General features: G+C 66.3%; 23 protein-coding genes. 10 read left to right on the plus strand and 13 right to left on the minus strand.

Annotation, left to right across the window (positions count from 1 at the left end):
* Positions 1 to 152: 152 nt before the first annotated feature.
* Complete coding sequence (gene gloB / locus QQL87_RS14645) at positions 153 to 920, plus strand: hydroxyacylglutathione hydrolase (RefSeq protein WP_284422828.1); 768 nt, start codon at positions 153 to 155, stop codon at positions 918 to 920.
* Positions 921 to 936: 16 nt separating this feature from the next.
* A complete protein-coding gene (locus tag QQL87_RS14650; protein ID WP_284422829.1) occupies positions 937 to 1,371 on the plus strand; it encodes a cupin domain-containing protein in 435 nt (144 codons plus the stop codon).
* 1 nt (position 1,372) lies between these two features.
* Here QQL87_RS14650 and QQL87_RS14655 read toward each other — a convergent pair whose 3' ends face one another.
* The 4 genes from QQL87_RS14655 to QQL87_RS14670 form a co-directional block, all read right to left on the minus strand.
* Positions 1,373 to 3,385, minus strand: a complete 2,013-nt coding sequence (locus QQL87_RS14655; RefSeq protein WP_284422830.1) for a putative bifunctional diguanylate cyclase/phosphodiesterase — start codon at positions 3,383 to 3,385, stop codon at positions 1,373 to 1,375.
* A 240-nt stretch (positions 3,386 to 3,625) separates the two neighbouring features.
* Complete coding sequence (yddG, locus tag QQL87_RS14660) at positions 3,626 to 4,498, minus strand: aromatic amino acid exporter YddG (protein ID WP_284422831.1); 873 nt, start codon at positions 4,496 to 4,498, stop codon at positions 3,626 to 3,628.
* Between the two features lie 164 nt (positions 4,499 to 4,662).
* On the minus strand, positions 4,663 to 5,388 hold the full coding sequence (locus QQL87_RS14665) for a beta-ketoacyl-ACP reductase (RefSeq protein ID WP_284422832.1): 726 nt from the start codon (positions 5,386 to 5,388) through the stop codon (positions 4,663 to 4,665).
* Between the two features lie 269 nt (positions 5,389 to 5,657).
* The gene (locus QQL87_RS14670; protein WP_284422833.1) at positions 5,658 to 6,836 is read right to left on the minus strand and encodes an acetyl-CoA C-acetyltransferase; all 1,179 of its coding nucleotides are present in this window, start codon (positions 6,834 to 6,836) and stop codon (positions 5,658 to 5,660) included.
* A 388-nt stretch (positions 6,837 to 7,224) separates the two neighbouring features.
* Between QQL87_RS14670 and phaR the strand changes: the two genes are divergently transcribed.
* A complete protein-coding gene (phaR, locus tag QQL87_RS14675) occupies positions 7,225 to 7,812 on the plus strand; it encodes a polyhydroxyalkanoate synthesis repressor PhaR (protein ID WP_284422834.1) in 588 nt (195 codons plus the stop codon).
* A gap of 349 nt (positions 7,813 to 8,161) precedes the next feature.
* Here the strand turns inward: phaR and QQL87_RS14680 are convergent, their stop codons facing one another.
* On the minus strand, positions 8,162 to 9,829 hold the full coding sequence (locus tag QQL87_RS14680; RefSeq protein WP_284422870.1) for an EAL domain-containing protein: 1,668 nt from the start codon (positions 9,827 to 9,829) through the stop codon (positions 8,162 to 8,164).
* A 306-nt stretch (positions 9,830 to 10,135) separates the two neighbouring features.
* On the opposite strand from QQL87_RS14680, the gene QQL87_RS14685 reads away from it, so the two are divergent.
* On the plus strand, positions 10,136 to 10,411 hold the full coding sequence (locus QQL87_RS14685; RefSeq protein WP_284422835.1) for a hypothetical protein: 276 nt from the start codon (positions 10,136 to 10,138) through the stop codon (positions 10,409 to 10,411).
* Between the two features lie 19 nt (positions 10,412 to 10,430).
* Here QQL87_RS14685 and QQL87_RS14690 read toward each other — a convergent pair whose 3' ends face one another.
* The 3 genes from QQL87_RS14690 to mtgA form a co-directional block, all read right to left on the minus strand.
* Entirely contained in the window at positions 10,431 to 11,156 is a 726-nt protein-coding gene (locus QQL87_RS14690) for a hypothetical protein (protein ID WP_284422836.1), read from the minus strand.
* Between the two features lie 192 nt (positions 11,157 to 11,348).
* Complete coding sequence (rpmF, locus tag QQL87_RS14695; protein WP_006610266.1) at positions 11,349 to 11,531, minus strand: 50S ribosomal protein L32; 183 nt, start codon at positions 11,529 to 11,531, stop codon at positions 11,349 to 11,351.
* A 168-nt stretch (positions 11,532 to 11,699) separates the two neighbouring features.
* The gene (gene mtgA / locus QQL87_RS14700; protein WP_284422837.1) at positions 11,700 to 12,371 is read right to left on the minus strand and encodes a monofunctional biosynthetic peptidoglycan transglycosylase; all 672 of its coding nucleotides are present in this window, start codon (positions 12,369 to 12,371) and stop codon (positions 11,700 to 11,702) included.
* A gap of 185 nt (positions 12,372 to 12,556) precedes the next feature.
* Here mtgA and QQL87_RS14705 point away from each other — a divergent pair, with 185 nt between their 5' ends.
* Both QQL87_RS14705 and QQL87_RS14710 read left to right on the plus strand, forming a co-directional pair.
* Entirely contained in the window at positions 12,557 to 13,480 is a 924-nt protein-coding gene (locus QQL87_RS14705; RefSeq protein ID WP_284422838.1) for a polyprenyl synthetase family protein, read from the plus strand.
* 9 nt (positions 13,481 to 13,489) lie between these two features.
* Entirely contained in the window at positions 13,490 to 14,182 is a 693-nt protein-coding gene (locus QQL87_RS14710) for a DUF1345 domain-containing protein (protein ID WP_284422839.1), read from the plus strand.
* Here QQL87_RS14710 and QQL87_RS14715 read toward each other — a convergent pair whose 3' ends face one another.
* Positions 14,183 to 16,090: a caspase family protein gene (locus QQL87_RS14715; RefSeq protein ID WP_284422840.1), complete on the minus strand. Its 1,908-nt coding sequence runs from the start codon at positions 16,088 to 16,090 to the stop codon at positions 14,183 to 14,185. It abuts the gene before it with no gap.
* Positions 16,091 to 16,309: 219 nt separating this feature from the next.
* On the opposite strand from QQL87_RS14715, the gene QQL87_RS14720 reads away from it, so the two are divergent.
* The 4 genes from QQL87_RS14720 (at position 16,310) to QQL87_RS14735 (ending at position 19,622) form a co-directional block, all read left to right on the plus strand.
* Positions 16,310 to 16,684 (plus strand): nuclear transport factor 2 family protein, encoded by a 375-nt coding sequence (locus tag QQL87_RS14720; protein WP_284422841.1) that lies wholly within the window; start codon positions 16,310 to 16,312, stop codon positions 16,682 to 16,684.
* A 30-nt stretch (positions 16,685 to 16,714) separates the two neighbouring features.
* The gene (locus QQL87_RS14725; RefSeq protein ID WP_284422842.1) at positions 16,715 to 18,322 is read left to right on the plus strand and encodes a Na+/H+ antiporter; all 1,608 of its coding nucleotides are present in this window, start codon (positions 16,715 to 16,717) and stop codon (positions 18,320 to 18,322) included.
* 809 nt (positions 18,323 to 19,131) lie between these two features.
* The gene (locus QQL87_RS14730; protein WP_284422843.1) at positions 19,132 to 19,341 is read left to right on the plus strand and encodes a hypothetical protein; all 210 of its coding nucleotides are present in this window, start codon (positions 19,132 to 19,134) and stop codon (positions 19,339 to 19,341) included.
* Positions 19,338 to 19,622, plus strand: coding sequence for a type II toxin-antitoxin system RelE/ParE family toxin (locus QQL87_RS14735; RefSeq protein ID WP_284422844.1), 285 nt, complete (start codon positions 19,338 to 19,340; stop codon positions 19,620 to 19,622). The genes QQL87_RS14730 and QQL87_RS14735 overlap by 4 nt, the downstream gene beginning before the upstream one ends.
* 286 nt (positions 19,623 to 19,908) lie before the next feature.
* On the opposite strand, the gene QQL87_RS14740 is transcribed toward QQL87_RS14735, so the two are convergent.
* The 4 genes from QQL87_RS14740 to QQL87_RS14755 form a co-directional block, all read right to left on the minus strand.
* Positions 19,909 to 20,421 carry a GNAT family N-acetyltransferase gene (locus tag QQL87_RS14740; protein WP_284422845.1) on the minus strand — a complete coding sequence of 171 codons (513 nt, stop codon included), beginning with the start codon at positions 20,419 to 20,421 and terminating at the stop codon, positions 19,909 to 19,911.
* A 530-nt stretch (positions 20,422 to 20,951) separates the two neighbouring features.
* A complete protein-coding gene (gene ispG, locus QQL87_RS14745) occupies positions 20,952 to 22,265 on the minus strand; it encodes a flavodoxin-dependent (E)-4-hydroxy-3-methylbut-2-enyl-diphosphate synthase (protein ID WP_284422846.1) in 1,314 nt (437 codons plus the stop codon).
* A gap of 13 nt (positions 22,266 to 22,278) precedes the next feature.
* Complete coding sequence (locus tag QQL87_RS14750; protein ID WP_284422847.1) at positions 22,279 to 23,232, minus strand: DMT family transporter; 954 nt, start codon at positions 23,230 to 23,232, stop codon at positions 22,279 to 22,281.
* A gap of 122 nt (positions 23,233 to 23,354) precedes the next feature.
* On the minus strand, positions 23,355 to 23,846 hold the full coding sequence (locus QQL87_RS14755; RefSeq protein ID WP_284422848.1) for a Fur family transcriptional regulator: 492 nt from the start codon (positions 23,844 to 23,846) through the stop codon (positions 23,355 to 23,357).
* Positions 23,847 to 23,918 lie beyond the last annotated feature (72 nt).

A 23,918-nucleotide genomic window follows, 5' to 3' on the forward strand; every position in this document is an offset into this window, starting at 1 on the left:
TGCGTTGCGCCTGCAGCGTTAACGCCATATCTCTGCCGCCGCGAGATGGCGGAGCACACCGCGACGCTGCGCCCCAGGGCTCCTCTCTCACGACATCTGCCATCACGCGCGGCACGCGTCGTGCCCCGCCCGGTACCGCCGACGGAGACATCATGGCCGCCGACATCCGCGTTTTCACCTGCCTGTCCGACAATTTCGGCTACCTGATCCACGATCCCGTGACCGGCGCCACCGCGTCGATCGACGCCCCCGAAGCCGGTCCGATCGGCCGCCAGCTGGAGGCCGAGGGCTGGACCCTGACCGACATCCTGATCACACATCATCACCACGACCATGTCGGCGGCGTCGCCGCGCTGAAGCAGCGCTATGGCTGCCGCGTAGTGGCACCGCACGACAAGACGACGGCGATCGCCGATGTCGATCTGCGCGTGGCCCATGGCGACGTCGTCAAGATCGGCGACCTGCTCGCACGCGTGCTGGAGACGCCGGGCCACACGCTCGACCACGTGTCCTACGTGTTCGATGCCGACAAGGCCGTGTTCGCCGCCGATACGCTGTTCTCGATCGGCTGCGGCCGCGTGTTCGAGGGCACCTATCCGATGATGTGGGATTCGCTTCTGAAGCTGCGCACGCTGCCCGATGATTTCAGGCTCTATTGCGGCCACGAATACACCGCCTCGAACGTCAAGTTCGCTCTGACCGTCGATCCCGACAACGAGGCGCTGAAGGCGCGCGCCGCCGAGGTTACACGGCTCCGTGCCGCCAACCAGCCCACCATCCCTGTGCTGCTCGGTGCGGAGAAGCAGGCCAACGTTTTTCTGCGCGCCGATGATCCGGCGGTCGCCGTCAGGCTTCGCATGAAGGGCGCCAGCACCGAAGAGGTGTTCGGCGAGCTGCGCGAACGCAAGAACAAGTCGTGAGGCGGGGGTCACGGCAATGACCACGCTCTCCGCCGCCGACATCATCGCGCGTCTCGGCCTGCAGCCTCACCCGGAAGGGGGGCATTTCCGCGAGACGTTCCGCGACACGGCCGTCGACGCCGGGGGACGGGCGGCGTCGACGCTGATCTATTTCCTGCTGGCCCGCGGTGAACGGTCGCATTGGCACAAGGTCGATGCCGTCGAGACCTGGCACTACTATGCGGGTGCGCCACTGACGCTGCGCATGGCCAGCGAAGCTGGCGCGCCACACACGACGACGCTGGGCATCGATCTCGCGGCCGGCCAGCGGCCGCAGGCGGTCGTGCCCGCCCATGCGTGGCAGGCCGCCGAGAGCACCGGCGACTGGACGCTGGTCGGCTGCACGGTCGCGCCGGGTTTTGAATTTGCGGGGTTCGAACTCGCCCCTCCGGGCTGGGAGCCGCCGGTCTGAATCAGGCGCTGGCGCCGGCGACCTTGACGCCGGCCGGCTCGGCGAAGCGCTGACGCTCCTTGGCGAGAAAGCCGGAGATCGCGTCGGCCGGCATCGGCTCGGCGAAGTAGTAGCCCTGGATGTAGTCGGCGCCGAGACGTTTCAGGCAGTCGAGCTGCTCCTTGGTCTCGACGCCTTCGACGACGCAGGAAATCTCCATGTCGGCGCACAGGCCGGTCAGCGACTTGATGATCTTGTGGCTCACCGGATTGGCATTGACGTCGCGCACGAAGCTGCGGTCGACCTTGAGCTTGTCGAGCGGCAGCCGATGGATGTGGCTGAGCGATGAGTAGCCGGTGCCGAAATCGTCCAGCGAGATGCCGCAGCCAAGCGCCTTCAGCGCCGCGATCGACTGCTCGGCGCGGGCAAAATCGAAGGTGACGGCGGTCTCCGTGATCTCGAACTCGATGCGGCGCGGCGCAACGCCGCTGGCCTGGACCACCGAAATCAGCGGCAGGATCCCCTCGGGCGCGCAGATGTCGTGCGCAGAGAGATTGAACGAGATGCGGATGTCGTCGGGCCAGGTCCGCGCCACCGCCAGCGCCTTCACCAGCAGGAAGCGGGTCAGACTGCGGATCACGCCGATCCGCTCGGCCGCCGGAATGAAGCTTGCCGGCGACACCGCACCCAGCTTGGGACTGCGCCAGCGGGCCAGCACCTCGAAGCCGGTGGTGCGTGAATTCGTGGCGTCCATGATCGGCTGGAACGCGAGACCCATCTCGCTTTCGAAATCGGCCGTGCGCAGCAGGTGCTCGATCACGCTGCGGCTGCGGATCTCCGCCTCCAGCTCGCTCGAGAAGATGATGGCCTGGCCGCGGGCGCGGCGCTTGGCGTGGTAGAGCGCGTAGTCGGCGCACTCATAGAGCGCGTCCGCGGCCGTGGCCGAGCGCGGATAGAGCGCAAACCCGGTCGAGCACGACAGGCCGGTATGCGTCGTGTCGAACTGATAGGGCAGCTTGATCAGATCGGTGATCTGGCGCCCGAGCGTCAGCAGGTCGTCGTCGGTCGGATTGCCGATGACGACCAGGCCGAACTCGTCGCCGCCGAGGCGGGCCAGATGGACCTGGGAGCCGCGGGTTTCGCAGACATCACGGATACGGCGGGCAGCTTCCATCAGGACGCGATCGCCGACCGTGTGGCCATAGGTGTCGTTGATCGGCTTGAAGCCGTCGAGATCGATGATGCCGACCGCGAGCCGCGTGCCGTCACGCTCGGCCTCGGCGAAGGCATGGGTGAGCTCGGAGAAGAAGCGCCGCCGGTTTGGAAGGTCGGTCAGCGAATCCAGATTGGCGAGACGGAAGTTCTCGTCGGACAGCGCCTGTGTCGCCGCCTGCTCGGCGAGCAGCGACTTGCGGCTGGCGACCAGCGCGGCGAAGTCGCGGTAATAGATGAACAGCACCGTGACCATGGCGCCGGACACCAGCAGCTGATTGACCGCGATGGCCCGCAGCGCATGGACGCCGGTGGCCATGAAGAAGATCACATAGGGAACGATCACCACGAGGGTCACGATCAACGCCGCCGATCGCAGATGCATCAGGCAGAAGATGATGCCGATGACCGTGACGGCCATGTAGAACGCGACCTGCCCCTGGGCAAACGGATCGCCATAGGGGAACAGCGCGAACGACCAGACGACGAACAGCGCTCCGATCGGCCCGGCAATCCGGTTGGTGACGCGCAGATTGTGCAGCACCTCGGCGTCGCTGACAGCGCTGTCGTTCTGGCGCAGCCACCACAGCATGCGAACGCCGGTGATGGTCGTGAGCAGCGCCGGGACCGAAACGGTTAGCAATGTCGGCGCCAGCGGCAGGAACGTATAGGCGAGCGCAAGGCTGTTGGTGATCAGAATGAAATAAAGCAGCGGAACCTGCTTGGAGAAGGCCTGGAACTGGGCGCGCGTCAGCTCGGGATTGTCCGCGGGCACGCGAAACAAGTTCCCCGCGCGAGCGATGTAACGTCTCACGTCCGGCATCCGCCGCCCCATTGCCACTCTCATTCGTGGCCAGTCTTGCGCATGCCGGGTAAAGGCCACGTTAGGTGCAGATGGGCGGGGGCCTAATCGACGGTTGCAATCTACCGGCCGATGACTGCCATCGGCTTCTCGATTAAGCACGCAGCAAGGATAACAAGCGGATTCGTGCGGCAACGCCTGAGGCGTACGCCCGAACGCCATGAACCGGGATGCTCGACTCGTGCCGGAAGTCCCTCGCGCTCAGCGACGGCGCAGAAGAAACAGGTCCTTGGCTGCGATCAGGCCACCGCCTGCGATGAGCAGCGCGGCGAGCGCGACCGCAGCGCTCGGCCGGGCGTAGCCGGCGAGAATGAGGAAGGCGGTCGACAGTAGCGGCGTGGCATAGGACGCCGCACCGAGTACGCGGATGTCGCCGCGCTTCATGCCGACATCCCAGGCGTAGAACGCAGCACCGACGGGGCCAATGCCGAGGCCGGCGACTGCAAGCCACTGAATTGCGCCATCAGGCCAGACCGTCGGCTCGACTGCGGCATGCACCACGGCCGCGAGCAGCGAGGTTGCGAGGCAGAAGCCGGCGACGGCGTCGGTCGGCACCGCTTTGAGGCGGCGTGACAGCACCGAATAGATCGCCCAAACGAACGCCGCGACGAAGGCCGCGGCCAACCCCGGCAGCTGGCTCGCGGCGAAGCTCGCGCCATTGCCGGCGAACAGCAGCGCGGTGCCGACGAGGCCGAGCACGGCCCCGATGACGTGGTGGATCGCCAGCCGCTCACCGGGCAGCAGGGCCGAGAACAGGACGATCAGCAGCGGCCAGAGATAGTTCAACAGCCCGGCTTCCGCCGGCGGCGCGAAGCGCAAGGCCAGGAAATACAGCGCGTGATAGCCGAACAGCCCGCCGACCCCGACCGCCCAGGCCGCCACCGGCTGCCGCAGCACCTGCAGCCCGTCCGGCCGGCGGAACAGCGCGAGCAGGCCGACCACACCGCCAACAGCAAAGGTCATGGCCGCAAGCTGGAAGGCGGGGATCGTGCCGGTCGCCACCGTCAACAACGCGAGCAGCGACCACATCATGATCGCGGTCAGGCCGATCAGGGTCGCAGTTCGCTGTGACATCGGGGTCAGGCTCCGTCGCGGCCGGTCGATGGCGGCCATTCACGCGTCGCCCACGGCGAGCAACATGGCGGGCAACCCCAGAGACGTGAATGCCCGCGACGAGCGCGGGCATTCGTTGTCTTAACCGCAGACGGCGTCGGGAAGCAACGCCGACGACGACGGGATCACGCCATGTACTGGCCGCCGTTGACCGACAGTGTCGAGCCGGTGATCGCGCCGGCCTCATCGGCGGCAAGGAACACGACGGTGCGCGCGATCTCCTCGGGCTCGCCGAGGCGGCCGACGGGGATCAGCGGCAGGATGGACTTCTCGAGCACGTCCTTCGGCACCGCCTGCACCATCTCGGTGTTGATATAGCCGGGGCAGATCACGTTGACGGTGATGCCGGCCTTGGCGGTCTCCAGCGCCAGCGCCTTGGTGAAGCCGATGTCGCCCGCCTTCGCGGCGGAGTAGTTGACCTGGCCGAACTGGCCCTTCTGGCCGTTGATCGAGGAGATGTTGATGATGCGGCCGAACTTGCGCGCGCGCATGCCCTCGATGACCGGGCGGGTCATGTTGAACAGCGAGCCGAGATTGGTGTTGATGACGGCGCTCCACTGCTCGAGCGTCATCTTGTGAAAGGCGCCGTCGCGGGTGATGCCGGCATTGTTGATCAGCACGTCGATCGGCCCGAGTTCGGCTTCGACCTTCTTGATCCCTTCGGAGCAGGCGTCGAACGAGCTGACGTCCCATTTGTAGACGGGGATCTCGGTCTCGCTCTTGAACTTCTCCGCAGCGGCATCGTTGCCGCCGTAATTCGCTGCGACCTTGTATCCCGCCGCCTTCAGCGCCTTGCTGATTGCAGCGCCGATCCCGCGCGTTCCCCCCGTCACCAACGCTACACGTGCCATGTCGAATCCTTCCCTCGATGACTGTTCGCACGACGACAACCTCTGGATGCCGGCGTGCATACCCGTTGTTATTGGATCACGTCCGTCCTTGCGGCAATCATCTCACCACCGGGACGTCCATGTTCAACTGCATTTTTTTAGTAGCCGATTATGCGACGTGTTTGACGGACATCAAGAACAAAACGCCCGGCGAAATCGCCGGGCGTTGATCTTTAGTTGAGGCGGATGCGATTGCGAAGGCCGAACGGTTCGCAATCCGTGCCGTCTTTTTAGTCGCGTGCGACGCACAGCGCGATGCCCATGCCGCCGCCGATGCACAGCGTGGCAAGACCTTTCTTGGCGTCGCGCTTCTGCATCTCGTGCAGCAGGGTGACAAGCACGCGCGCGCCGGAGGCACCGATCGGATGGCCGATGGCGATGGCGCCGCCGTTGACGTTCACCTTCGACGTATCCCAGCCGAGATCCTTGTTGACGGCGCAGGCCTGCGCCGCGAACGCCTCGTTGGCCTCGATCAGGTCGAGGTCGGCAATCGTCCAGCCGGCCTTCTTCAGCGCCGAGCGCGAGGCCGGAATCGGCCCCGTGCCCATGATCTTCGGATCGACGCCGGCCTGGCCCCAGGAGACGATCCGCGCCAGCGGCGTCTTGCCTTCCTTGGCCGCCTGCTTGGCGGTCATCAGCACCACGGCCGCGGCGCCGTCATTGATGCCCGACGCGTTGCCGGCCGTCACCGTACCGTCCTTCTCGAACGCCGCGCGCAGCTTGCCCATCGCCTCGACCGTCGCGCCGTGACGCGGATATTCGTCGGTATCGACCACGGTGTCGCCCTTGCGGCCCTTGATCGTCACCGCCGTGATCTCGTCCTTGAACCTGCCGGACTTCTGTGCGGCCTCGGCCTTGTTCTGCGATGCAACCGCGAACTCGTCCTGCTGCGCGCGCGTGATCTGATACTGCTTTGCAACGTTCTCGGCGGTGTTGCCCATGTGATAGCCGTTGAAGGCATCCCAAAGGCCGTCCTTGATCATCGTATCGACGAGATCGAGCGAGCCCATCTTCACGCCGGCCCGCAGATATTGCGCGTGCGCCGCCATGCTCATCGATTCCTGGCCACCCGCGACCACGATGTCGGAGTCACCGTTCTTCAGCGCCTGGTACCCGAGCGCCACGGAGCGCAGGCCGGATCCGCACAGCTGGTTGATGCCCCAAGCCGGGCTGTCGACCGGAATGCCGGCCGCGATCGAGGCCTGGCGCGCCGGGTTCTGGCCCTGCGCCGCGGTCAGGATCTGGCCCATGATGACCTCGGAGACGCGGCCGGGCTCGACCCCGGCGCGCTCCAGCGCGGCCTTGATGGCGATAGCGCCCAGCTCATGGGCCGGAACACTGGCAAAGGCACCGTTGAAGCTTCCAACCGGGGTGCGGGCGGCGCTGACGATGACGACATCGTCTGACATGGGCATCTCCTGAGGTTCTTGATCTTGGGACGTGAAAGCGAGGGCTTGAGAGCTTGGGAGGTATTTGAAATGAAAACGAGTTTTTCAATTCACGGTCGTGCCGGCCGTCCGCAAGCCCCGGATTGGCAGTCGCGCAACCTTCGCTCATCATCCTGTTAACGTCGTTGCGACATGTCAATTGGCGGCAACAGCAATTCCTGCTGCGGCGCATTCAAAATGGGATGGTTGGCCGTTTCATGGGCAAGAATTCTGCTGTCCGATTAACCGTTCCGCACAAAACCGTAGCCGAACTCGCTCGAAAGTGATTACGTTATTGCATTGCGTAGCTCGTTTGCCCTGCGGTAGCGCCGCCGGGTTCCCTGTATCTCGGTTTGCATGTGTGAGCTCCATGGCGAAATCTGACCAACCCACCACAATCAAAAAATACGCGAACCGGCGGCTCTACAATACCGGGACGAGTACATACGTCACCCTCGAGGATCTCGCCTCGATGGTTAAGAACGGCGAAGATTTCCTGGTCTACGACGCCAAGACAGGCGACGACATCACACGCTCCGTGCTCGCGCAGATCATCTTCGAGCAGGAGAACAAGGCCGGACAGAACCTGCTGCCCACCACCTTCCTGCGCCAGCTGATCCGCTTCTACGGCGACAGCATGCAAATGGTGGTGCCAAAATACCTTGAACAGTCGATCGACACGCTGACCCGGGAGCAGGAGAAGTTCCGCAAGCAGATCGCCGACACCTTCAGCGGGACGCCGTTCGCGCCGCTCGAGGAGCAGGTGCGCCGCAACATGGAGCTGTTCCAGCAGACCTTCTCGATGTTCAAGCCGTTCGCGCCTGCGGCCGTGCGCACTGAGGAGAAGGCCGCAGAGCCGGCCGCCGCAGTGGAGGACAACATCGACGACCTGCGCCGGCAGATGAGGGACATGCAGGAGAGACTCGACCGCATATCCGAGCCCAAGAAGGACGAGTGAGAGGATCATTCTCGAGAGACCCCACGCGAGTGGGCGTCTCTCGACCCATGGTCCGGACGCGAGGGGGTCCCTCAGGCCCGCCGTCATCACGCCTCTGCTTCGGAAAGTCGCCAAGCCCCCTGAGAACCCCGAGCAGCGCGTCGTGCCCGTCGGCACCAGCCTTGGCCAGCAGACGCCGGTCATGCGCCTGCACTAGCGCATCGGCTTTGCTCAGCAGCGCTTCGCCATCCGCAACGTCAGCCTCCAGGTCACTACGATCACGACATTCGGTCGCGGCGGCGGCAGGAGCACGCTCTGATCTTCCCGTCGAAGTTCTGGCATGGCGCGCGGCCGGCGAACTACCTGCGCGTCAGCTCGCCGCGGGCAAAGCAAGATCGCCGCCGGGCACCCAAGGCCGCTCGACGGCCGCCAGACCGATGAGCCGGCCCTGGATGTAGTCGCAACCCCAATCCCGTAGCAGCGCCGCCGACGCCTCGTCCTGGACCCACTCGGCGACGGTCTTGATCTGGAGCCGTCGCGCGAGCTCGACCAGCGTCTGCACGAAGGCGCGGTCGTCGGCCGAGCGGACGAGGTTCTGCACGAAGGCGCCGTCGATCTTGACGATGTCGACGCCGAGCTTGCGCAGGTTGCGGAACGAGGTGTGTCCCGCGCCGAAATCATCGATCGCGATCCGGCTGCCGAGATCCTTCAGCCGCGTCACGAAGCCGCGGAGATCGTCGATGTCCTGGATCTCGACCGTCTCGGTGATCTCGACGATCAGCCGCTCGGCGACACCGGGGTGGGCACGCATCATGGATTCGATCGAGGCCCACCAGTCCGGATCCATCGTCGTCTCCGGGGAGATATTGAGGCTCAAGGTCACGTTCGGCGAGCTCGCAAGCTCGGCGACGACGAGCTCCAGGATGCGATGGTCCACCAGGCGGATCAGGCCGAGACGTTCCGCGACCGGCACGACATCCGGCGCCAGCAGAGCGCGACCGTCATCCTGCCGCATCCGCACCAGGCACTCATAGAAGGCGGGCGCGAGCGTATGCGCGTTCACCACCGGCTCGAACGCCGTGACGACGCGCCGCTCGTTCAGTGCAGTGACGATCTCGTCGGTGACGCGGATGTTGACCTTGCGCTGCGCGTCGCGCTCGACATTCGGCCGCCAGGTCGAGAACGACCCGATGCGGCGTCGCTTGGCGGCGTCGAGCGTCTCATGGGCGCGATTGACTGCCTCCTCGACGGAGCGGGCATGGCGCGGCACGCTGACCGCACCGATCGTGGCGGTGACGGCGACCGGACCTGACTTGGTCGGCACCACCTCGTCGCGGACCACCGCCAGGAAGCGTTCGGCGGCGACGGTCATGTCGTCCATCGTGCAGTTCTTCAGAATCAGCCCGAACTTGTTGCCCGAGAAGCGGCCGAGCGAGTCGCCGCCGCGCAGCCGCGCCCGGATCCGCTGGGCGATTTCCAGCACCACGCCATCGGCGACGTCGAAGCCGAAAGCGTCATTGATGCGGGCGAGATGGTCGATGCCGACCAGCATGAAGGCACAGGAGAACCGGAAGCGCTGCGATTCCTCGATCACCTCGGCAAGGGTGGCGAGCAGATGGGTACGGTTCAACTCGCCGGTCAGCGGGTCGTGGCGCGACAGCTTCAGCAGCTGCTCCTCCCGGGCGTGGCGCTCATTGTTGATCCGGACGATGCCCTGCGCGCGTGATGGCCGCCCGTCGGAGCCCGCGAACCAGCAACCGGTCTCCTCGACCCAGATCAGCGGCGCGCCGGCGTGCGTCCGCACGCCATATTCGATCCGGTAGGGCGTGCCGCCGAGACCATGCATCGGCGTCGCCTGCCGCATCACCTCGGAGCGGATGCCGCGGTCCGGCTCGATCAGCTTGCCGAACTCGGTGCCGTTGCACAGCTGCGGCAGCGGCACGTCGGCAAACACCGCGCCGACGTGATCACTCCAGACGATGACGTCGCTCGCCAGATCCCAGACGAACGCCGCTTGGCCCAGCGACGCCAGGATCATCGAGGTCTGTGGCAAATCGGATGTCAAGATCGCCTCGTTTCGGAACAAGCCGGCGCGGCCCGGCGTCGATTTCAGGACGGCCGCCACCTACCCGCGCGAGCGGAGGCGGCAAACTTCGCGAATCAGACTACGCATCTCTGGTTAACGGAGAGCATGCCGACACGACAGGCGCGCGTCCGAACCGCGTCAACCATGTTGCAATGTCCCGCGGCCGTTGCGCTTCGGACGGCATCGGCCTTGCGAGTTGGAGTGGCGAAAGGATCCGGCGTCCCATATCGTGACATCTGCGCCGGTGATGGTTGGACAATGTTAACGATTGATCAGGGCGGGGACGGCCTGGACGGATCGGAGGAGCGCTCGGTGGTGCTGCTGCCGGCTGGCACGCGCGACCAGGGTCGCCCGCACGTCCTGCGCGCGGCCCGCCCCGACGCCGGCTTCGTCACCCATCTGATCGCGACCGCCGAACAGTTGCCGCAGACCCGCACGCTGCGGCGCGCGGCGCCGGCCGACGTGCACAGCGCCTATGCCGCGAGGCTCCAGCCGGTGAAGCAGGCCGGCGGGCGGACCCGTCAGGTCGCCTGATTCGGCTCGCGCCGGTGCGTCAGGTCTTCGGCGTGTCGGTCTTGAGAGGCTCTTCAGCGGTGGGAACGGCAGCCGCGCCCTGCAGCTCCGGAGCTGCCACCTTCGGCTCGGCCGGGGCCGGCCGGGGCACCGAACGATCGAGCAGCACCGATTCGGCGACCGAGGCCGCAGCCGGCACGGCGTCGCTGGGTTCCACGACGAGGGGATCCTCGACGAGCGGTTCCTCGACGGCGGGGGGCGAATCAGCCGGGGGCGGAGGCGCGGTCGGCTCCTGAACTTCCGCCCTGACCGGTTCTTCGGCCGGCTCGGGATGGGACACCGGCTCTTCGACGGGGACCGGCACGGGAGCCGGCGTTGCGACAACGGCGCGGTCGCGGCGCTTGGTGCGCAGCGAGATGCCGCCGAAGAAGTCGACCATCGACAGCAGGGTCAACAGCAGGAACGTTGAGTTCCCGAACTTCGGCCACATCACGAATTCGGCCGCGGCGCCGCCGAACACCAGCAGCGACAGCAGGTGGTCGGTCAGATATTTGCCGTTCGGCTTCGCCGCCTTGATCACCTCGAGCAGCAGCAGCAGCACGCCCAGCGCCAGCAGCATGTCGCCGAGCGAAATCGTCCAGACCTCGCCGGACGGAAGCTGGAGGCGCAGCAGCGTCTCGCTGAACGCGACCCCCGGCATCAGGAAGACGATCATGTTGTAGATCGCCAGGGGGATCAGCAGCAGCGGGAAACCGACCATGGACATCGGTTAAAGCCTTGGGTGGCGCGGGCGGCTGCCCGGCGCAAGATCAACTGGTCCGACGAGAAGATACGACGGCGCGACGGGATAACGCAGCACTCATGCATAACGGTCCCGGCGAATCACGTCGCACGGGACCGATTTCAACCCCATCGATGGCCGAATTCGGGCAGCTTGCAAAGCCGCCCGCGCGGACAATCAGGCGTCTTTCTTCTTCAGGACCTGGCGGCCCTTGTACATGCCGGTCTTGAGGTCCAGGTGGTGCGGACGACGCAGCTCGCCGGAGTCCTTGTCCTCGACATAGGTCGGCTTCTTGATCGCGTCAGCCGAGCGGCGCATGCCGCGGCGCGACGGCGAGGTTTTTCTTCTGGGGACGGCCATATCGGTATCCTCTAGGGGTATTCGGAAGGCATCGTCCGCAACGGGACGGCTGCAGCCATGAAGCTGGCGAGCCAGGATGCCGATCAAGGCCGCGCTTATAGAGGATGGGGTCCGGCATGGCTAGGGCTCTCCGAGGCATTTTTGGCCAAATTTGCGTCGTCCCTGCCCTCACCGCCGGTCGCTCCAGCAGGTCTGCAAGCCCTGGGCCTGAGCCCTCATCATGTAGGTCGCCGACAGCCGGCGAACGCCCGGACCGGGCGTGCGGGCGCTGCGCCGGACCGGGTTCGGCAGGATCGAGGCCAGCAGCGCCGCCTCGCGCGCCCCCAAGCCGGCGGCGGAGCGGTTGAAGGCGTAATTCGCCCCGGCTTCGACGCCGAACTGCCCTGCCGGGCCGAGCTCGGCGATATTGAGGTAGATCTCCAGAATGCGCCGCTTGCTCAGCACGAGGTCGATCCACAGCGCCAGCGGCAGCTCCAGCGCTTTTCGGACATAGCTGCGGCCCTGCCACAGGAACAGGTTCTTGGCGACCTGCTGGGTGATGGTCGAGCCGCCCCTCGAGACCTCGCCATCCTCGGCGTCATCCATGACCTCGCGCAGCGCCCCCCAGTCGATGCCGTGATGGCTGCAGAATTTGGCATCCTCGGCCGCCACCACCGAGCGCGGCAGGTACGGCGACATGGCGGCGAGGTCGATCCAGTGCCGCGTGACGGGCTGGCCGGTCACCGACCGCCACAGCATCAGGGTCGAGCCCGGGTGACCCACGGCATAGAACGGCGTCAGGACATAGGGCACGAGCAGCACCAGCACGACGATCAGGAGGATGGTTCTGACGGTACGCAAGGGCAGTCGCCGCTCGGTTGGAACCACCGCGGGGGTGGCCGGTACGGCCGGATTATCCGACATCTCCATCACGTTTCCTGCTTTTTTCCATCCTTGCGGCCGAAAGCCGCCGCCGTCCCCGCAATTGACGAAGTCGCCGCCATCAACGATTGTCCGGCGAATTTTGCCCCTGGAGCTCTTCTTAAATGACTGCGACGGCCCTCACCGACTTCACCAAACGCCTGGACAAGACCGCTGAGGAGACCGAAGCCCTGCTCGGCGAGCTCCTCGGCGATGCGCCGCTGGCGGACGAGATCGCCAGGCCGACGCGGCTGATCGAGTCGATGCGCTATTCCAGCCTCGGCGGCGGCAAGCGGCTGCGCCCCTTCCTGGTGGTCGAGAGCGCCGCCGTGTTCGGGGTTCCCCGCAAGGGCGCGCTGCTGGCCGGCGCGGCGCTGGAATGCATCCATTGCTACTCGCTGATCCATGACGACCTGCCGGCGATGGACAATTCCGACCTGCGGCGCGGACGTCCGACGCTGCACAAGGTCTACGACGATGCGACCGCGATCCTGGCCGGCGATGCGCTGCTGACGATCGCCTTCGACATCATCACCCGCGACGAGATCCATCCCGACGCCGGCGTCCGCCTGGCGCTGACCCGGGCGCTGGCCCGCTGCGCCGGTGTCGGCGGCATGGCCGGCGGCCAGATCCTCGACCTCGCCGGCGAGGGCCGGTTCGGCGACAGCGGCCCCGTCGACGTCGCACGCGTCCAGCAGATGAAGACCGGCGCCCTGCTCCGCTTCGGCTGCATCGCCGGCGCCCTGCTCGGCCAGGCCGCGGCGGCCGAGTACCAGGCGCTCGACGATTACGGCCGCGCGCTCGGCGAGGCCTTCCAGATCGCCGACGACCTGCTCGACGTCGAGGGCGATGCCGCGACGCTCGGCAAGCCGGCCGGCGCCGACGCCGAGCTCGGCAAGACCACCTTCGTCACCCAGCTCGGCATCGAGGGCGCCAGGCAGCGCGTGCGCGACCTCTTGGCCCGCGGCGACGCCGCGCTGTCGATCTTCGGCGCCAAGGGCGACGTGCTGCGCGCCGCCGCGCATTTCGTCGCCGAGCGCAAGAGCTGAGTCGAGGCGTTGGCCGGACTCCATCCCGACGACCCGGACCTCGCCCGCTTCGCAAGGCTGCCGGCCCCGCTTCGCGTCGTCTATGCGCGGCCGCGCACCTTCGTCTCGCTGGGCATCGCGATCGTCGCGTTCTTCCTTCTGCCGCCGGCGCTGCGGCTGATCACGCGGCTCCTGATCAGCTGGGACATCTTCACCGCGATCTACCTCGTATTGGTCGCGGTGATGATGCTTCGCTGCGAGCACCAGCACATCCGCCGCAAGGCGATCATGCAGGACGATGGCCGCTTCGTGATCCTGCTGGTGACGGCGCTCGGCGCCTTCGCCAGCATCGCCGCAATCGTGCTCGAGCTCGGCGCCTCCAAGCGTGACGCCTCGGCGCTGACGCTGGCGCTGCTCACCGTGTCGCTGTCCTGGGCCGCGGTGCATGCGACTTTCGCCCTGCACTACGCCCATGACTACTACCGCGGCGCCAAGCCGGGGGGCCTGCAATTTCCCAGCGGCGACAAGGACGAGCACGCCGACTACTGGGACTTCGTCTACTTCTCCTTCATCATCGGCATGACCGCCCAGGTCTCCGACGTCGGCATCACCGACAAGGTCATCCGCCGCACCGCGACCGTCCACGGCATCATCTCGTTCATCTATAACACCGCACTCGTCGCCCTGATGGTCAACATCGCCGCGAGCGCGATCTCGTCCTGATCAGTTGCACACCTCGGCGCTGGCGTTGTTGCCCGGGCCACCGCCGCCGCGAAATTCGAGCCGGCAGCCGGGCCTGACGGCGCGGCACAGATAGGCGTCGCAATAGACCTGGCCTGACGACGGTCTGGGACGGGCCTGCGCCTGCGGCTTCGGCGGGGCAATGCTGGGCGCCATCCCGATGCCGACGCCGAGACCGCCACCACCCACACCGACCCCAACGCCGACGCCCACGCTAGGAGCGGGCAACGGCATGCTGGGCTCGGGAACGGCGCGGGCACGGCGGCGCGACGGCGCGTCCTCGTCGTCGTTATTGTCGCGCTTGGCGACCGGCTTCTTCTCGCGCCGCTTCTCGCATTCGTTGTCGTCGTTCACGAACGAGCCCTCGGCACAGACGATGCGGGTGCAGCGATCGCCATCCGATTGATAGCCGTGCTGGCAGACCAGCGGGCAGACGCGGGCCTGCTTGAGCTTGATGGCCTGGAGCGCATCGGCCGAGGCGGCCTGGGTGTCGAGCCTGGTGCCGGCATAGCGGTTGAACTGCGACAGCGAACGGCGCGAGGCCGAGCCCCAGTCGCCATCGGCATCCTCGGTAAGGCAGCCGACGCGGCGCAGCTCGAGCTGCACCGACTTGGCCAGGTCAGCGGGTTGCGAGGCCGGGGTCAGCGAAGCGACCTGCGGTCCCTGCGGCGAGACTGGAGCGGCCGGCGAGGTTGCCGCGCGCGGATTGTCGACAGCCGCGAGCTGCTGCTCCTGCCGCTTCCTTTCGGCGTCGGCCGCCTGCTGCTGCGCCAGCTGATTGGCCTTCTCGGCCACCAGACGCGCCTGCTCGGCCGCCTTGGCTTCGGCCTCGGCCTTGGCGAGAGTATCCTTGCGCGCACCCTCCGCCGCGAGCCGCGCCCGCTCGGCCTCGGTCGCACGCGCCTTCTCGGACGCGGCGGCGCGATTTTCTTCGGCGGTCAGCTTTTCGAGCTGCAGCTTGGCGAGGCTGGCATAGAAGCCGTCAGGGTATTGCGCCAGGAACGCGTTCAGCGCGCCCTTGTTGCCGACCTGCATGGCGAGCTCGTAATCGCGCCGGGTGTCGGCCTGCGGGCTGGGAGCCGGCGCAACCGGCATCTGCGTCACCACCCGCGGCACGCCCGGAACCAGCGGCACGTCCTCGCCGCCGAGCGAGCCATAGACGAACGGCTCCTGGCGGTTGGCGGTCGATTTCAGCACCTCGTCGCGGACGAAGCCGAACGCCTTGCGGACGTCGAGCCCGGGGGTCGCGATGTGCCGCGACAGCGCCAGCGTGAACGGTGAGTTCTTGCCATCGCCGTCCTGCGCGGTCGAGCCGGCCTTGGCGGAATAGGCGACCAGCGTGTTCGGGCTGGTCGGCTCGACCTTGGCGAGGCCGCGGCCGAGGCTGCGCGTCGCCACCGTCCGCTGCATGTTGCGGGAGAACGGATTGTCGCGGCAGGCATCGAGAATGACCAGCCGCAGCTTCTTGGCGGGCTCGACCGCGACCAGGATACGATCGAGCGACAGCGTCTCGTCATAGACGTCGGTGTCGCGTTCGAGCCGGGCGTCGATCGGGATCAGATAGTTGGAACCTTCGACCTCCATGCCGTGGCCGGCATAATAGACCACGGCGATGTCGGCATCGCGGGCGGCGTCGGCGAAATCGCGCAAGGCGCGCCGCGTCTCCCGCGCGGTCAGGTCGCGGCGGTAGTCGACGACGTCGAAGCCGGCATTCTTGAAGGTCGCCGTCATGACGGCGCCGTCATTGGCGGGGTTCGTGAGCTGCGGCACGTTCTGATAGGCGGAGTTGCCGATCACGAGCGCCACCCGCTTCTCCGCGAGCGCGGGGTGGCCGGCCAGCAGCAGCGCTGCCGCCAGGATGTAACCGCCCAATCGAACTGACCAAGACATCGTACCTTCCCCATGCCGCCGGGAGACCTGCTGGGACCTGCCTATCAGAGGACAGCCCATTCGGCTTGTGATCGGGATCACGCAGATTTATTCCCGATCGAGTTGGCCTCGGCCATTATAGTCTGTCGCTGGCGCAATGACGCCAGTTCATGCCTTGCCAAGCGCGGTTTTGCATCGAAAATGCGATCCTTGTTTGTCCGGGTTCCCAGGGAGTTGGCCGTGAGCGCAGACCGTTCCACCGTCGAGGCCGTCGTGCAGGGCTATTTCGATGCACTCTACGAAGGCGACGCCGACAAGCTGGGCGCGGTCTTCCACCCCAGCGCCGACCTGCGCTGGGTCGAGAACGGCGAGCTCAAGATCCTGACCGTGCCGGACTGGCTGGCCTGGGTGCGCAAGCGCCCCTCCGCCAAGGGCGAAGGCAAGCCGCGCGAGGACTTCATCGTCACCATCGACCGTTCGGACGACAAGACCGCCTTCATCAAGGTGCGCTGCCAGCTGCCGCCGCGCTATTTCACCGACTATCTGGTGGCGATGCGGCTGAGCGACGGCTGGCAGATCGTGTCGAAGTCCTACCGCTACGATCTCCGGGACTGAGCCAGGCGCTTCGACGCCCGGCTGTTTCAGATGGAAGCTCAATTCCAGATATTCCTGATCCTGCTGGCCGTGCTGGCGGGAACCGCCCTGATCGCGCGGCGCGCCAACCTCGCGCCGGCGATCCTCATGATGCTCGCCGGGATCGCGCTCGCCTTCGTGCCGACGATGCCGGCGTTCGCGCTGCCGCCTGAGCTCGTGCTGCTGGTGGTGCTGCCGCCGCTGATCTACTCGTCGAGCGTCGCGATGAGCTGGCGCGAGTTCAAGCGCAATTTGCGGCCGATCGTGCTGCTGGCGGTGGGCTGCGTGCTCTTCACCGCGTCTGCCGTGGCGGCGGCGACCCACTATCTTCTCGGCCTCCCCTGGAGCATCGGCTTCCTGCTCGGCGCCATCGTGGCGCCGCCCGACGTCGTGGCGCCGCTCGCCATCGCCCGCCGGCTGCATCTGCCGCGCCGGGTCATGGTGATCCTCGAAGGCGAGGGCCTCGCCAATGACGCGACCGCGCTGATCCTCTATCGCTTCGCGGTGGCCGCGATCACCACCGGAGCGTTCTCGCTGCCGGTCGCAGCCGGTGAATTCGCCGCGATTGTGGTCGGCGAGATCGCCTTCGGCATCGGTGTCGGCTGGCTGATGCTGCGCGCCCGCCACTATGCGCGCGACCCGCAGGTCGAGATCACCCTGTCCGTGCTGACGCCCTACCTCGCGTTCTGGATCCCCGAGCATGTCGGCGGCTCCGGCGTGATCGCGACGGTGGCCTGCGGCCTCTACATGAGCTGGAACGGACCGTTGTGGATCTCGTCGGCGACCCGTCTGCAGGGCGTCTTCTTCTGGGACCTCATGATCTATCTGATCGAGGGCATGCTGTTCCTGCTGACCGGCTTCCAGATGCGGCTGATCTATGAGAAATCGAAGGTCTTTCCGCTCGATGAGATCATGATCGCGACCGCCCTGGTGCTCGCCATCGTCGTCATCGCGCGCTTCGCCTGGACCTTTCCGGCGACCATCCTGCCGCGCCTGCTGAGCCCTTCGCTGCGCGCCCGCGATCCGCTGCCGCCGTGGCGCCAGACCTTCATCATCGGCTTCACCGGCGTGCGCGGCACGGTCTCGCTCGCGACCGCGCTGGCGCTGCCGTTGACGCTCTCGACCGGCGATGCGTTTCCCTATCGCGAGCAGATCCTGTTCATCGCCTTCGGCGTGATCTTCTTCACCCTGATCGGGCTCGGCCTGACCCTGCCGGCTGTCGTGCGCTGGCTTGGAGTCGGCAACCAGGGCCGCGCTGAGCATCAGCGCGAGCATGAGCACGAGATCGCGGCCCGGCGCGAGGCGCTCGACAGCGCCCTGCGCTCGCTCGAGACGATGACGAACGATCGCGAGCTGTCGGACGAGGTGGTGCGGCTGCTGCGGGCGCGCCATGAGGTGCGGACCAACCAGTTGCCGGAGGGGCTCAAGCCGGACGACAACGACGCATCCGCGCTCGGCATCGAGCTGACGCGCGAGCTGATCACGGCGGAACGCAAATTCATCCATGTGATGCTGCGCGATGGCAAGATCACCGACGAAACCCGCCGCCGCATCGAGCGCGACCTCGATCTGGAGGAAGCGAGCCTCGCCAACCGATCGTATGGCGAGCTGCCGTTGTAGGGTGGCCGCCGTTGGCAGGAGTGAGTTGGGAGTCTGCCTCTCCACATTCAGTTTCGTCCCGGCGCACGCCGGGATCCATAACCACCGGCCGTCATGGCGACGAAGGCTGGCCACTCCAGCGTGCCTCACATTCCCTCCTGGGAGTATGGGTCCCGGGTCGGCGCGACGCCAACGCATGCGCGTTGGCATCGCTTGCCCGGGACGACAGCTGAATTCGTGGCAAGCGTTCTCATCCTCGCGCCCGCTTTTCGCGTCCGAGTGTTGATCATCTCGTCGCCCTCTCTCATCGGAGGGCGCAGGGAAGGCCGGGCCTCGGCTGAGGCCCGTGGCCCGCCTGCGGAAAAAAATGCAGGCGGCAGGTACCACAGGTTCAGCCGGACAAGACCCGGCCCTCCCTGCGCAATGGTTTTAACGGCTGCTTCGCACTCTCCCCGGGGACCGGGCTGTCTTGCCCCCGTCACCAGCGGATCATCACCGCCAGCTTGGCATCAGCATCGGGATGTCAGGACCATGCGACTTGACCGTCCGCGCCATGACGTTCGTCTGCAAGCCCAAGGGCTCACTGCGCCACGTCGCGTCCACCGCATCCCGCCTCCACGTTCGTGACGACCGCGAAGCGCCCCTCTCGATGAGGCGGGACGAGCGGAAAGATCGATCTGATTTGCCCGACGACACAAGGCTTTGGAGGTGCGACATGGTAACGCGACGGGCAGAACGGGAGCTCGCGATTGATTATGGCCGCCGACGACCCTACTGCGAAGTGCAGCGCTTTGTGCTATCCTAAGTCCATGACCCGAGAAGCTCTCGAAATGCTCCTGGAACGCGTCGCAGCTTGGCCCGACCAGGCCCAGGCCGAGTTCGTGCGGTCATTGGAAGACATCGAGACGCGGCACATCGGCCCGTACCGCCTGAGCAATGACGAGCGTCAGGCCGTGCAACGCGGATTGCGGGAGATGCGGGAGCGGAAGCTCGCCGACGATGCGGCGGTTGCGGCCGTGTTCGACCGTTTTCGGGCATGAAAGTTCGATGGTCGCAGTCGTCGCTTGCCGAGCTCGAGGCCATCTTTTCCTACATTCATGAGCGCAATTCGGCCGCTGCTGCTGCAGTCGTTGCGCGCGTCGAACGATTGACGTCGATCCTGGCGGACTTTCCGTTGGCAGGCCACGTCACCGACGAGCCGAAGGTTCGCGTCCTGGCCGTCGTGCGCTATCCTTTCCGGATCTTTTACACGGTCGATGAGGCAGCAGACGAGGTCGTCATCCTGCACGTCCGACATTCGGCGCAAGACGAGACGTCCTAGCAGTTGGGCGCCGCCCTCTCCCCGCGTCATTCCGGGGCGCGCGAAGCGCGAGCCCGGAATCCATAGCCACAACCGGCTGTGAGGAGGCGGGATGCCTGTGGCGCTCATCTTCGACAAGTGACCGCCTGTGGCTATGGATTCCGGGCTCATTCGCGCTGCTTCAAAATGGCTTCGCCATTTTGCGCGCGAATGCCCCGGAATGACGGCGTGGAGAGAGCCGGAGATGTTTTGATCGATGTCGGGTGCTGCACGTGGATGAAGCGTCACCCGCGCGCGATGCCTCACCTCACCGCTCGATCATCCAGCGCGTCACCGCCTGGTGGTAGTTCATCGGGCCGGGCACCGTCTTGTAGGTCTTCAAGTAACGGAAGCCGGCCTTCTGCAGGGCGCGGTTGGGGGCGATGTTGTAGGCGTGCGGCTCGCAGAACAGCTGCTTGAGCTGCAGCCGCTCGAAATACAGATCGATGCTGCGGCGGACGCATTCGGTGCCGAGGCCGCGGCCACGCAGCTCCGGCTCGGTGACGTGCAGGTGCATATGGGCGCGGTTGCCGTACACGATGCGGTCGCAGCTGGAGAAGCCGATCGGGCGGCCGTCGAGCCGCCAGATCACCAGCAGCGCGGCGCGCTCGGCGAGCGGCGTTTCATAAAGCGTCTTGAACAGGCCGGCCCACACCGGCCTGGTCGGCATCCGTGTCGGATCGATGCCCATCAGGTCGAGCTGCTCGATGCTCGACGAATAGAAGTAGTCGATGACCAGCGAGGTCTCGGCGAGTTCCATGTCCCTGACGTCGAGAGTCATCGAGGCGTCCTCTTCAGCAGGCCTCAAGGTGCTGATCATGCGGGCAGCAGTGGGGCGGCGCGGGGTGGATCGGGCTGCGGCGCACGAGCCCGCAGCGGCGCGTGCCCGGAAAGTTTCAGAATGAGGAACGGGCGACAAGCAGCCGCCGGTTGTGAGTAACGCGACCTCCAACAAAAGGAGCGAGTCGTGCGACGGGTGTTGCGGCCCTCTTACCTCTCCCCGCTCTTTGCGGGGACGCGACGAGCTTCGCTCGCGCTGAGAGGTCGGATTGCGCAGCAATCCGGGGGAGGGGCATGGCGCATAGAAGGCCAGGGTCGCAGGTTCAACGGACGGGCACGACCGATCCTGGACTTCTTCGCGTAGGTCTTTGGGGAGTCTCTGCAGAAGGCGGCACTGCCCGTGCGGCGGCCCCTCACCCCAGCCCTCTCCCCGTGAAGAACGGGGAGAGGGAGCGCACCGTCGTCACGGCGGCGGCTCGACCTCAGATGGTCATAAAACAAAAGCGCCGCGTTGAAACGCGTCGCGCGACCTTACTCCGCCGCGGTCACGCTCTCCGGCGCCTTCTCAAGCGCTTTCGCACCGCTGCCGTAGCGCTGGTCGATGTAGTCGATGACCAGGGCCTTGAAGTCGGCGGCGATGGTCGGGCCGCGCAGGGTGCGGAACTTCTTGCCGTCGACGAAAACAGGCGCGGCCGGGGCCTCGCCGGTGCCGGGCAGCGAGATGCCGATATTGGCGTGCTTGGATTCGCCGGGGCCGTTGACGATGCAGCCCATGACGGCGACGTTGAGCGCTTCCACGCCGGGATATTGCGACTTCCAGGACGGCATCTCCTCGCGGATGAAATCCTGGATCGAGCGCGCCAGCTCCTGGAACGTGGTCGAGGTGGTGCGGCCGCAGCCCGGGCAGGCCGCCACCAGCGGCACGAAGGTGCGGAAGCCCATGGTCTGCAGCAGCTCCTGCGCGACCTGAACTTCGAGCGTGCGGTCGCCGCCGGGCTCGGGCGTCAGCGAGATGCGGATGGTGTCGCCGATGCCCTGCTGCAGCAGAATGCCGAGCGCGGCCGAGGAGGCGACGATGCCCTTCGAGCCCATGCCGGCCTCGGTGAGGCCGAGATGGATGGCGTAGTCCGAGCGCGCGGCGAGGTCCTGATAGACGGCGATCAGGTCCTGCACGGCCGAGACCTTGGCCGACAGGATGATGCGGTCCTTGGGCATGCCGAGCTCCTGGGCCCGGGCGGCCGACAGCAGCGCCGACTGCACCATCGCTTCGCGCATCACCGCGCGCGCATCGCGCGGGTTCGCCGAGGCGGCGTTCTCGTCCATCAGCTTGGAGAGCAGCTCCTGGTCGAGCGAGCCCCAGTTGGCGCCGATCCGCACCGGCTTGCCGTATTTATTGGCGAGCTCGATGATGGTCGAGAACTGGGTGTCGCGCTTGTCCTTGAAGCCGACATTGCCGGGATTGATGCGGTATTTCGCCAGTGCCTCGGCGCAGGCCGGGTAATCGGTCAGCAGCTTGTGGCCGATATAGTGGAAGTCACCGATCAGCGGCGTGGTGATGCCGCGCTTGTCGAGCTGCTCGCGGATGTGCGGGACGGCGGCGGCGGCCTCCTCGCGGTCCACCGTGATGCGGACCATCTCGGACCCGGCGCGCGCCAGCGCTGCAACCTGGGCCACCGTGCCGTCGATATCGGCGGTATCGGTGTTGGTCATCGACTGCACCACAATCGGCGCACCGCCGCCCACGGCGACGTTGCCGACCATGACTTTGGTGGTCTGATGCCGGGGAGCGGGTCCGGCGACATCGGACGCTGAAGTGTTCTCGGTCAGGATCTCGGGCTTGTTCATGGGCGCTCGGATATCAGGTTTTGGTGACGTTCAGCAATGGATCAGTCGCGGCTGCGACCGCGCGGTTCGGGCGGTTAACGAGAAAAAGCCCAATGATCACAAGCACGGCAGCGAGGCCGAAGGCCAGCGTCAAGGCGTCATGCAGGATGAAATAGCTCGCCACGACGCCGAATAAAGGGGTGATGAAGGTAAATGCCGACAATTTGCTCGCCGAATAGGCCTTGATCAGCGCGAACCAGATCGTGAACGTGGTTCCGACCACCCAGATCGACTGGTAGGCCATCAGGCCGACCACGAACGGGCTGGGAAGCTGGGTCAGCCGCTCGCCGGCGATCAGGGCTGCCGCGGCCATGATCGGAACCGACACCGCGACCTGGTATCCGAGGGCGCGCTCGGGCGCGATGAAGCGCAGGCGGGTGCCTTTGACGAACACGGTGGTCACGCCCCACAGCAGGCCGCCGCCGACCACCAGGAGATCGCCGAGCAGCACCTTGCCATCGACATTGGCCTGGGGAACCCCGATCGCCAGCGCCACGCCGGCGAAGCTCAGCGCCAGCCCGCCCCATTGCGCGGGTCCCATCCGTTCGCCGAGGAAGCGGAACGAGCCGAGCGCGACGAAGAACGGCGCCGTGTACAGGAACACGATGGCGCGCGAGGCCGAGGTCAGCAGCAGGCCCTGGTAGATCAGCACGAATTCGAAGCCGAACAGCACACCGGCCAGCAGGCCGAGCCCCAGCGTGCCGTCCCGCTCGAACATCTTCACGCCGCGCGCTCGCGCGAACACCAACAGCACCGGCAGCGCACCGAGCGAGCGGAAGGTCGCCTGCAGCAGCGGCGGAATTTCCGGCAGCGCGAGTTTTACCGCGATCTGGTTGAACGCCCAGGACAGGCACAGCACGAGGATGATGGCGATCGCACCCGGACCGAGCGGCCGGGTGGTGGCTGAGGAGGGGATTGTTGCGGACACGAGGGGTTGGCTCCCGGAGGCGTTTCTTTGTTTGCGGACCGCTATCGAGTTTGCGGTCCCCTTTGTCGTTGTGGATCGACATGACGAAAACGAGGATAGCGGCGGCGGTGCAGTGACCGGCCTCACGCCGCCTTCTGGCAATGGGCGCAGAGCCCGGTGATCTCGACGACCGACAGCTTCGGCACGAAACCGGATGCGGCGGCGGCGAGCCTCAAACTCTCGGCGATCGGCGCCGCCGGAACTTCGCCGACCGCGCCGCAACTCTCGCAGATCAGGAACGCCACCAGCGCGGTCTGGTCGTGGTCATGCGCACAGGCGAGAAAGGCGTTGCGGCTCTCGATGCGGTGCACCAGGCCGTTGGCCATCAGGAACTCGAGCGCGCGGTAGACCGTGATCGGCGCCGGGCGCGGTGCCACCTTGGCGAGCTCCTCGATGATCTCATAGGCGCCCAGCGGGCGATGGCTCGACAGCAGCGCCTGCAGCACCTGGCGGCGCAGCGGCGTGAATTTCTGGCCGCGCTGGGCGCAGACGCGCTCGGCGTGGGTCAGGGCGTCCGCCGCACAGCGGCCATGATCGTGGTCCGGCGCAGGGAAGGTGGGCTTGGCGAGGGTCATTGGCTGCAATCTAGCATCTCGCGCTCCGCTCGCCAAAGGCGGCTGGCCGAGCCATGCAATCGCGACAAGGCG

Source organism: Bradyrhizobium sp. SSBR45G (genome assembly GCF_030159255.1).
Lineage (GTDB): Bacteria > Pseudomonadota > Alphaproteobacteria > Rhizobiales > Xanthobacteraceae > Bradyrhizobium.

What these genes read in the sequence shown, in the direction of transcription:
- gloB (WP_284422828.1), top strand. Translation starts at nt 153, where the DNA reads ATGGCCGCCGACATCCGCGTTTTCACCTGCCTGTCCGACAATTTCGGC.
- QQL87_RS14650 (WP_284422829.1), top strand. Translation starts at nt 937, where the DNA reads ATGACCACGCTCTCCGCCGCCGACATCATCGCGCGTCTCGGCCTGCAG.
- QQL87_RS14655 (WP_284422830.1), bottom strand. Translation starts at nt 3,385, where the DNA reads ATGCCGGACGTGAGACGTTACATCGCTCGCGCGGGGAACTTGTTTCGC.
- yddG (WP_284422831.1), bottom strand. Translation starts at nt 4,498, where the DNA reads ATGTCACAGCGAACTGCGACCCTGATCGGCCTGACCGCGATCATGATG.
- QQL87_RS14665 (WP_284422832.1), bottom strand. Translation starts at nt 5,388, where the DNA reads ATGGCACGTGTAGCGTTGGTGACGGGGGGAACGCGCGGGATCGGCGCT.
- QQL87_RS14670 (WP_284422833.1), bottom strand. Translation starts at nt 6,836, where the DNA reads ATGTCAGACGATGTCGTCATCGTCAGCGCCGCCCGCACCCCGGTTGGA.
- phaR (WP_284422834.1), top strand. Translation starts at nt 7,225, where the DNA reads ATGGCGAAATCTGACCAACCCACCACAATCAAAAAATACGCGAACCGG.
- QQL87_RS14680 (WP_284422870.1), bottom strand. Translation starts at nt 9,829, where the DNA reads ATGATCCTGGCGTCGCTGGGCCAAGCGGCGTTCGTCTGGGATCTGGCG.
- QQL87_RS14685 (WP_284422835.1), top strand. Translation starts at nt 10,136, where the DNA reads ATGTTAACGATTGATCAGGGCGGGGACGGCCTGGACGGATCGGAGGAG.
- QQL87_RS14690 (WP_284422836.1), bottom strand. Translation starts at nt 11,156, where the DNA reads ATGTCCATGGTCGGTTTCCCGCTGCTGCTGATCCCCCTGGCGATCTAC.
- rpmF (WP_006610266.1), bottom strand. Translation starts at nt 11,531, where the DNA reads ATGGCCGTCCCCAGAAGAAAAACCTCGCCGTCGCGCCGCGGCATGCGC.
- QQL87_RS14705 (WP_284422838.1), top strand. Translation starts at nt 12,557, where the DNA reads ATGACTGCGACGGCCCTCACCGACTTCACCAAACGCCTGGACAAGACC.
- QQL87_RS14715 (WP_284422840.1), bottom strand. Translation starts at nt 16,090, where the DNA reads ATGTCTTGGTCAGTTCGATTGGGCGGTTACATCCTGGCGGCAGCGCTG.
- QQL87_RS14725 (WP_284422842.1), top strand. Translation starts at nt 16,715, where the DNA reads ATGGAAGCTCAATTCCAGATATTCCTGATCCTGCTGGCCGTGCTGGCG.
- QQL87_RS14730 (WP_284422843.1), top strand. Translation starts at nt 19,132, where the DNA reads ATGCTCCTGGAACGCGTCGCAGCTTGGCCCGACCAGGCCCAGGCCGAG.
- QQL87_RS14735 (WP_284422844.1), top strand. Translation starts at nt 19,338, where the DNA reads ATGAAAGTTCGATGGTCGCAGTCGTCGCTTGCCGAGCTCGAGGCCATC.
- QQL87_RS14740 (WP_284422845.1), bottom strand. Translation starts at nt 20,421, where the DNA reads ATGACTCTCGACGTCAGGGACATGGAACTCGCCGAGACCTCGCTGGTC.
- ispG (WP_284422846.1), bottom strand. Translation starts at nt 22,265, where the DNA reads ATGAACAAGCCCGAGATCCTGACCGAGAACACTTCAGCGTCCGATGTC.
- QQL87_RS14755 (WP_284422848.1), bottom strand. Translation starts at nt 23,846, where the DNA reads ATGACCCTCGCCAAGCCCACCTTCCCTGCGCCGGACCACGATCATGGC.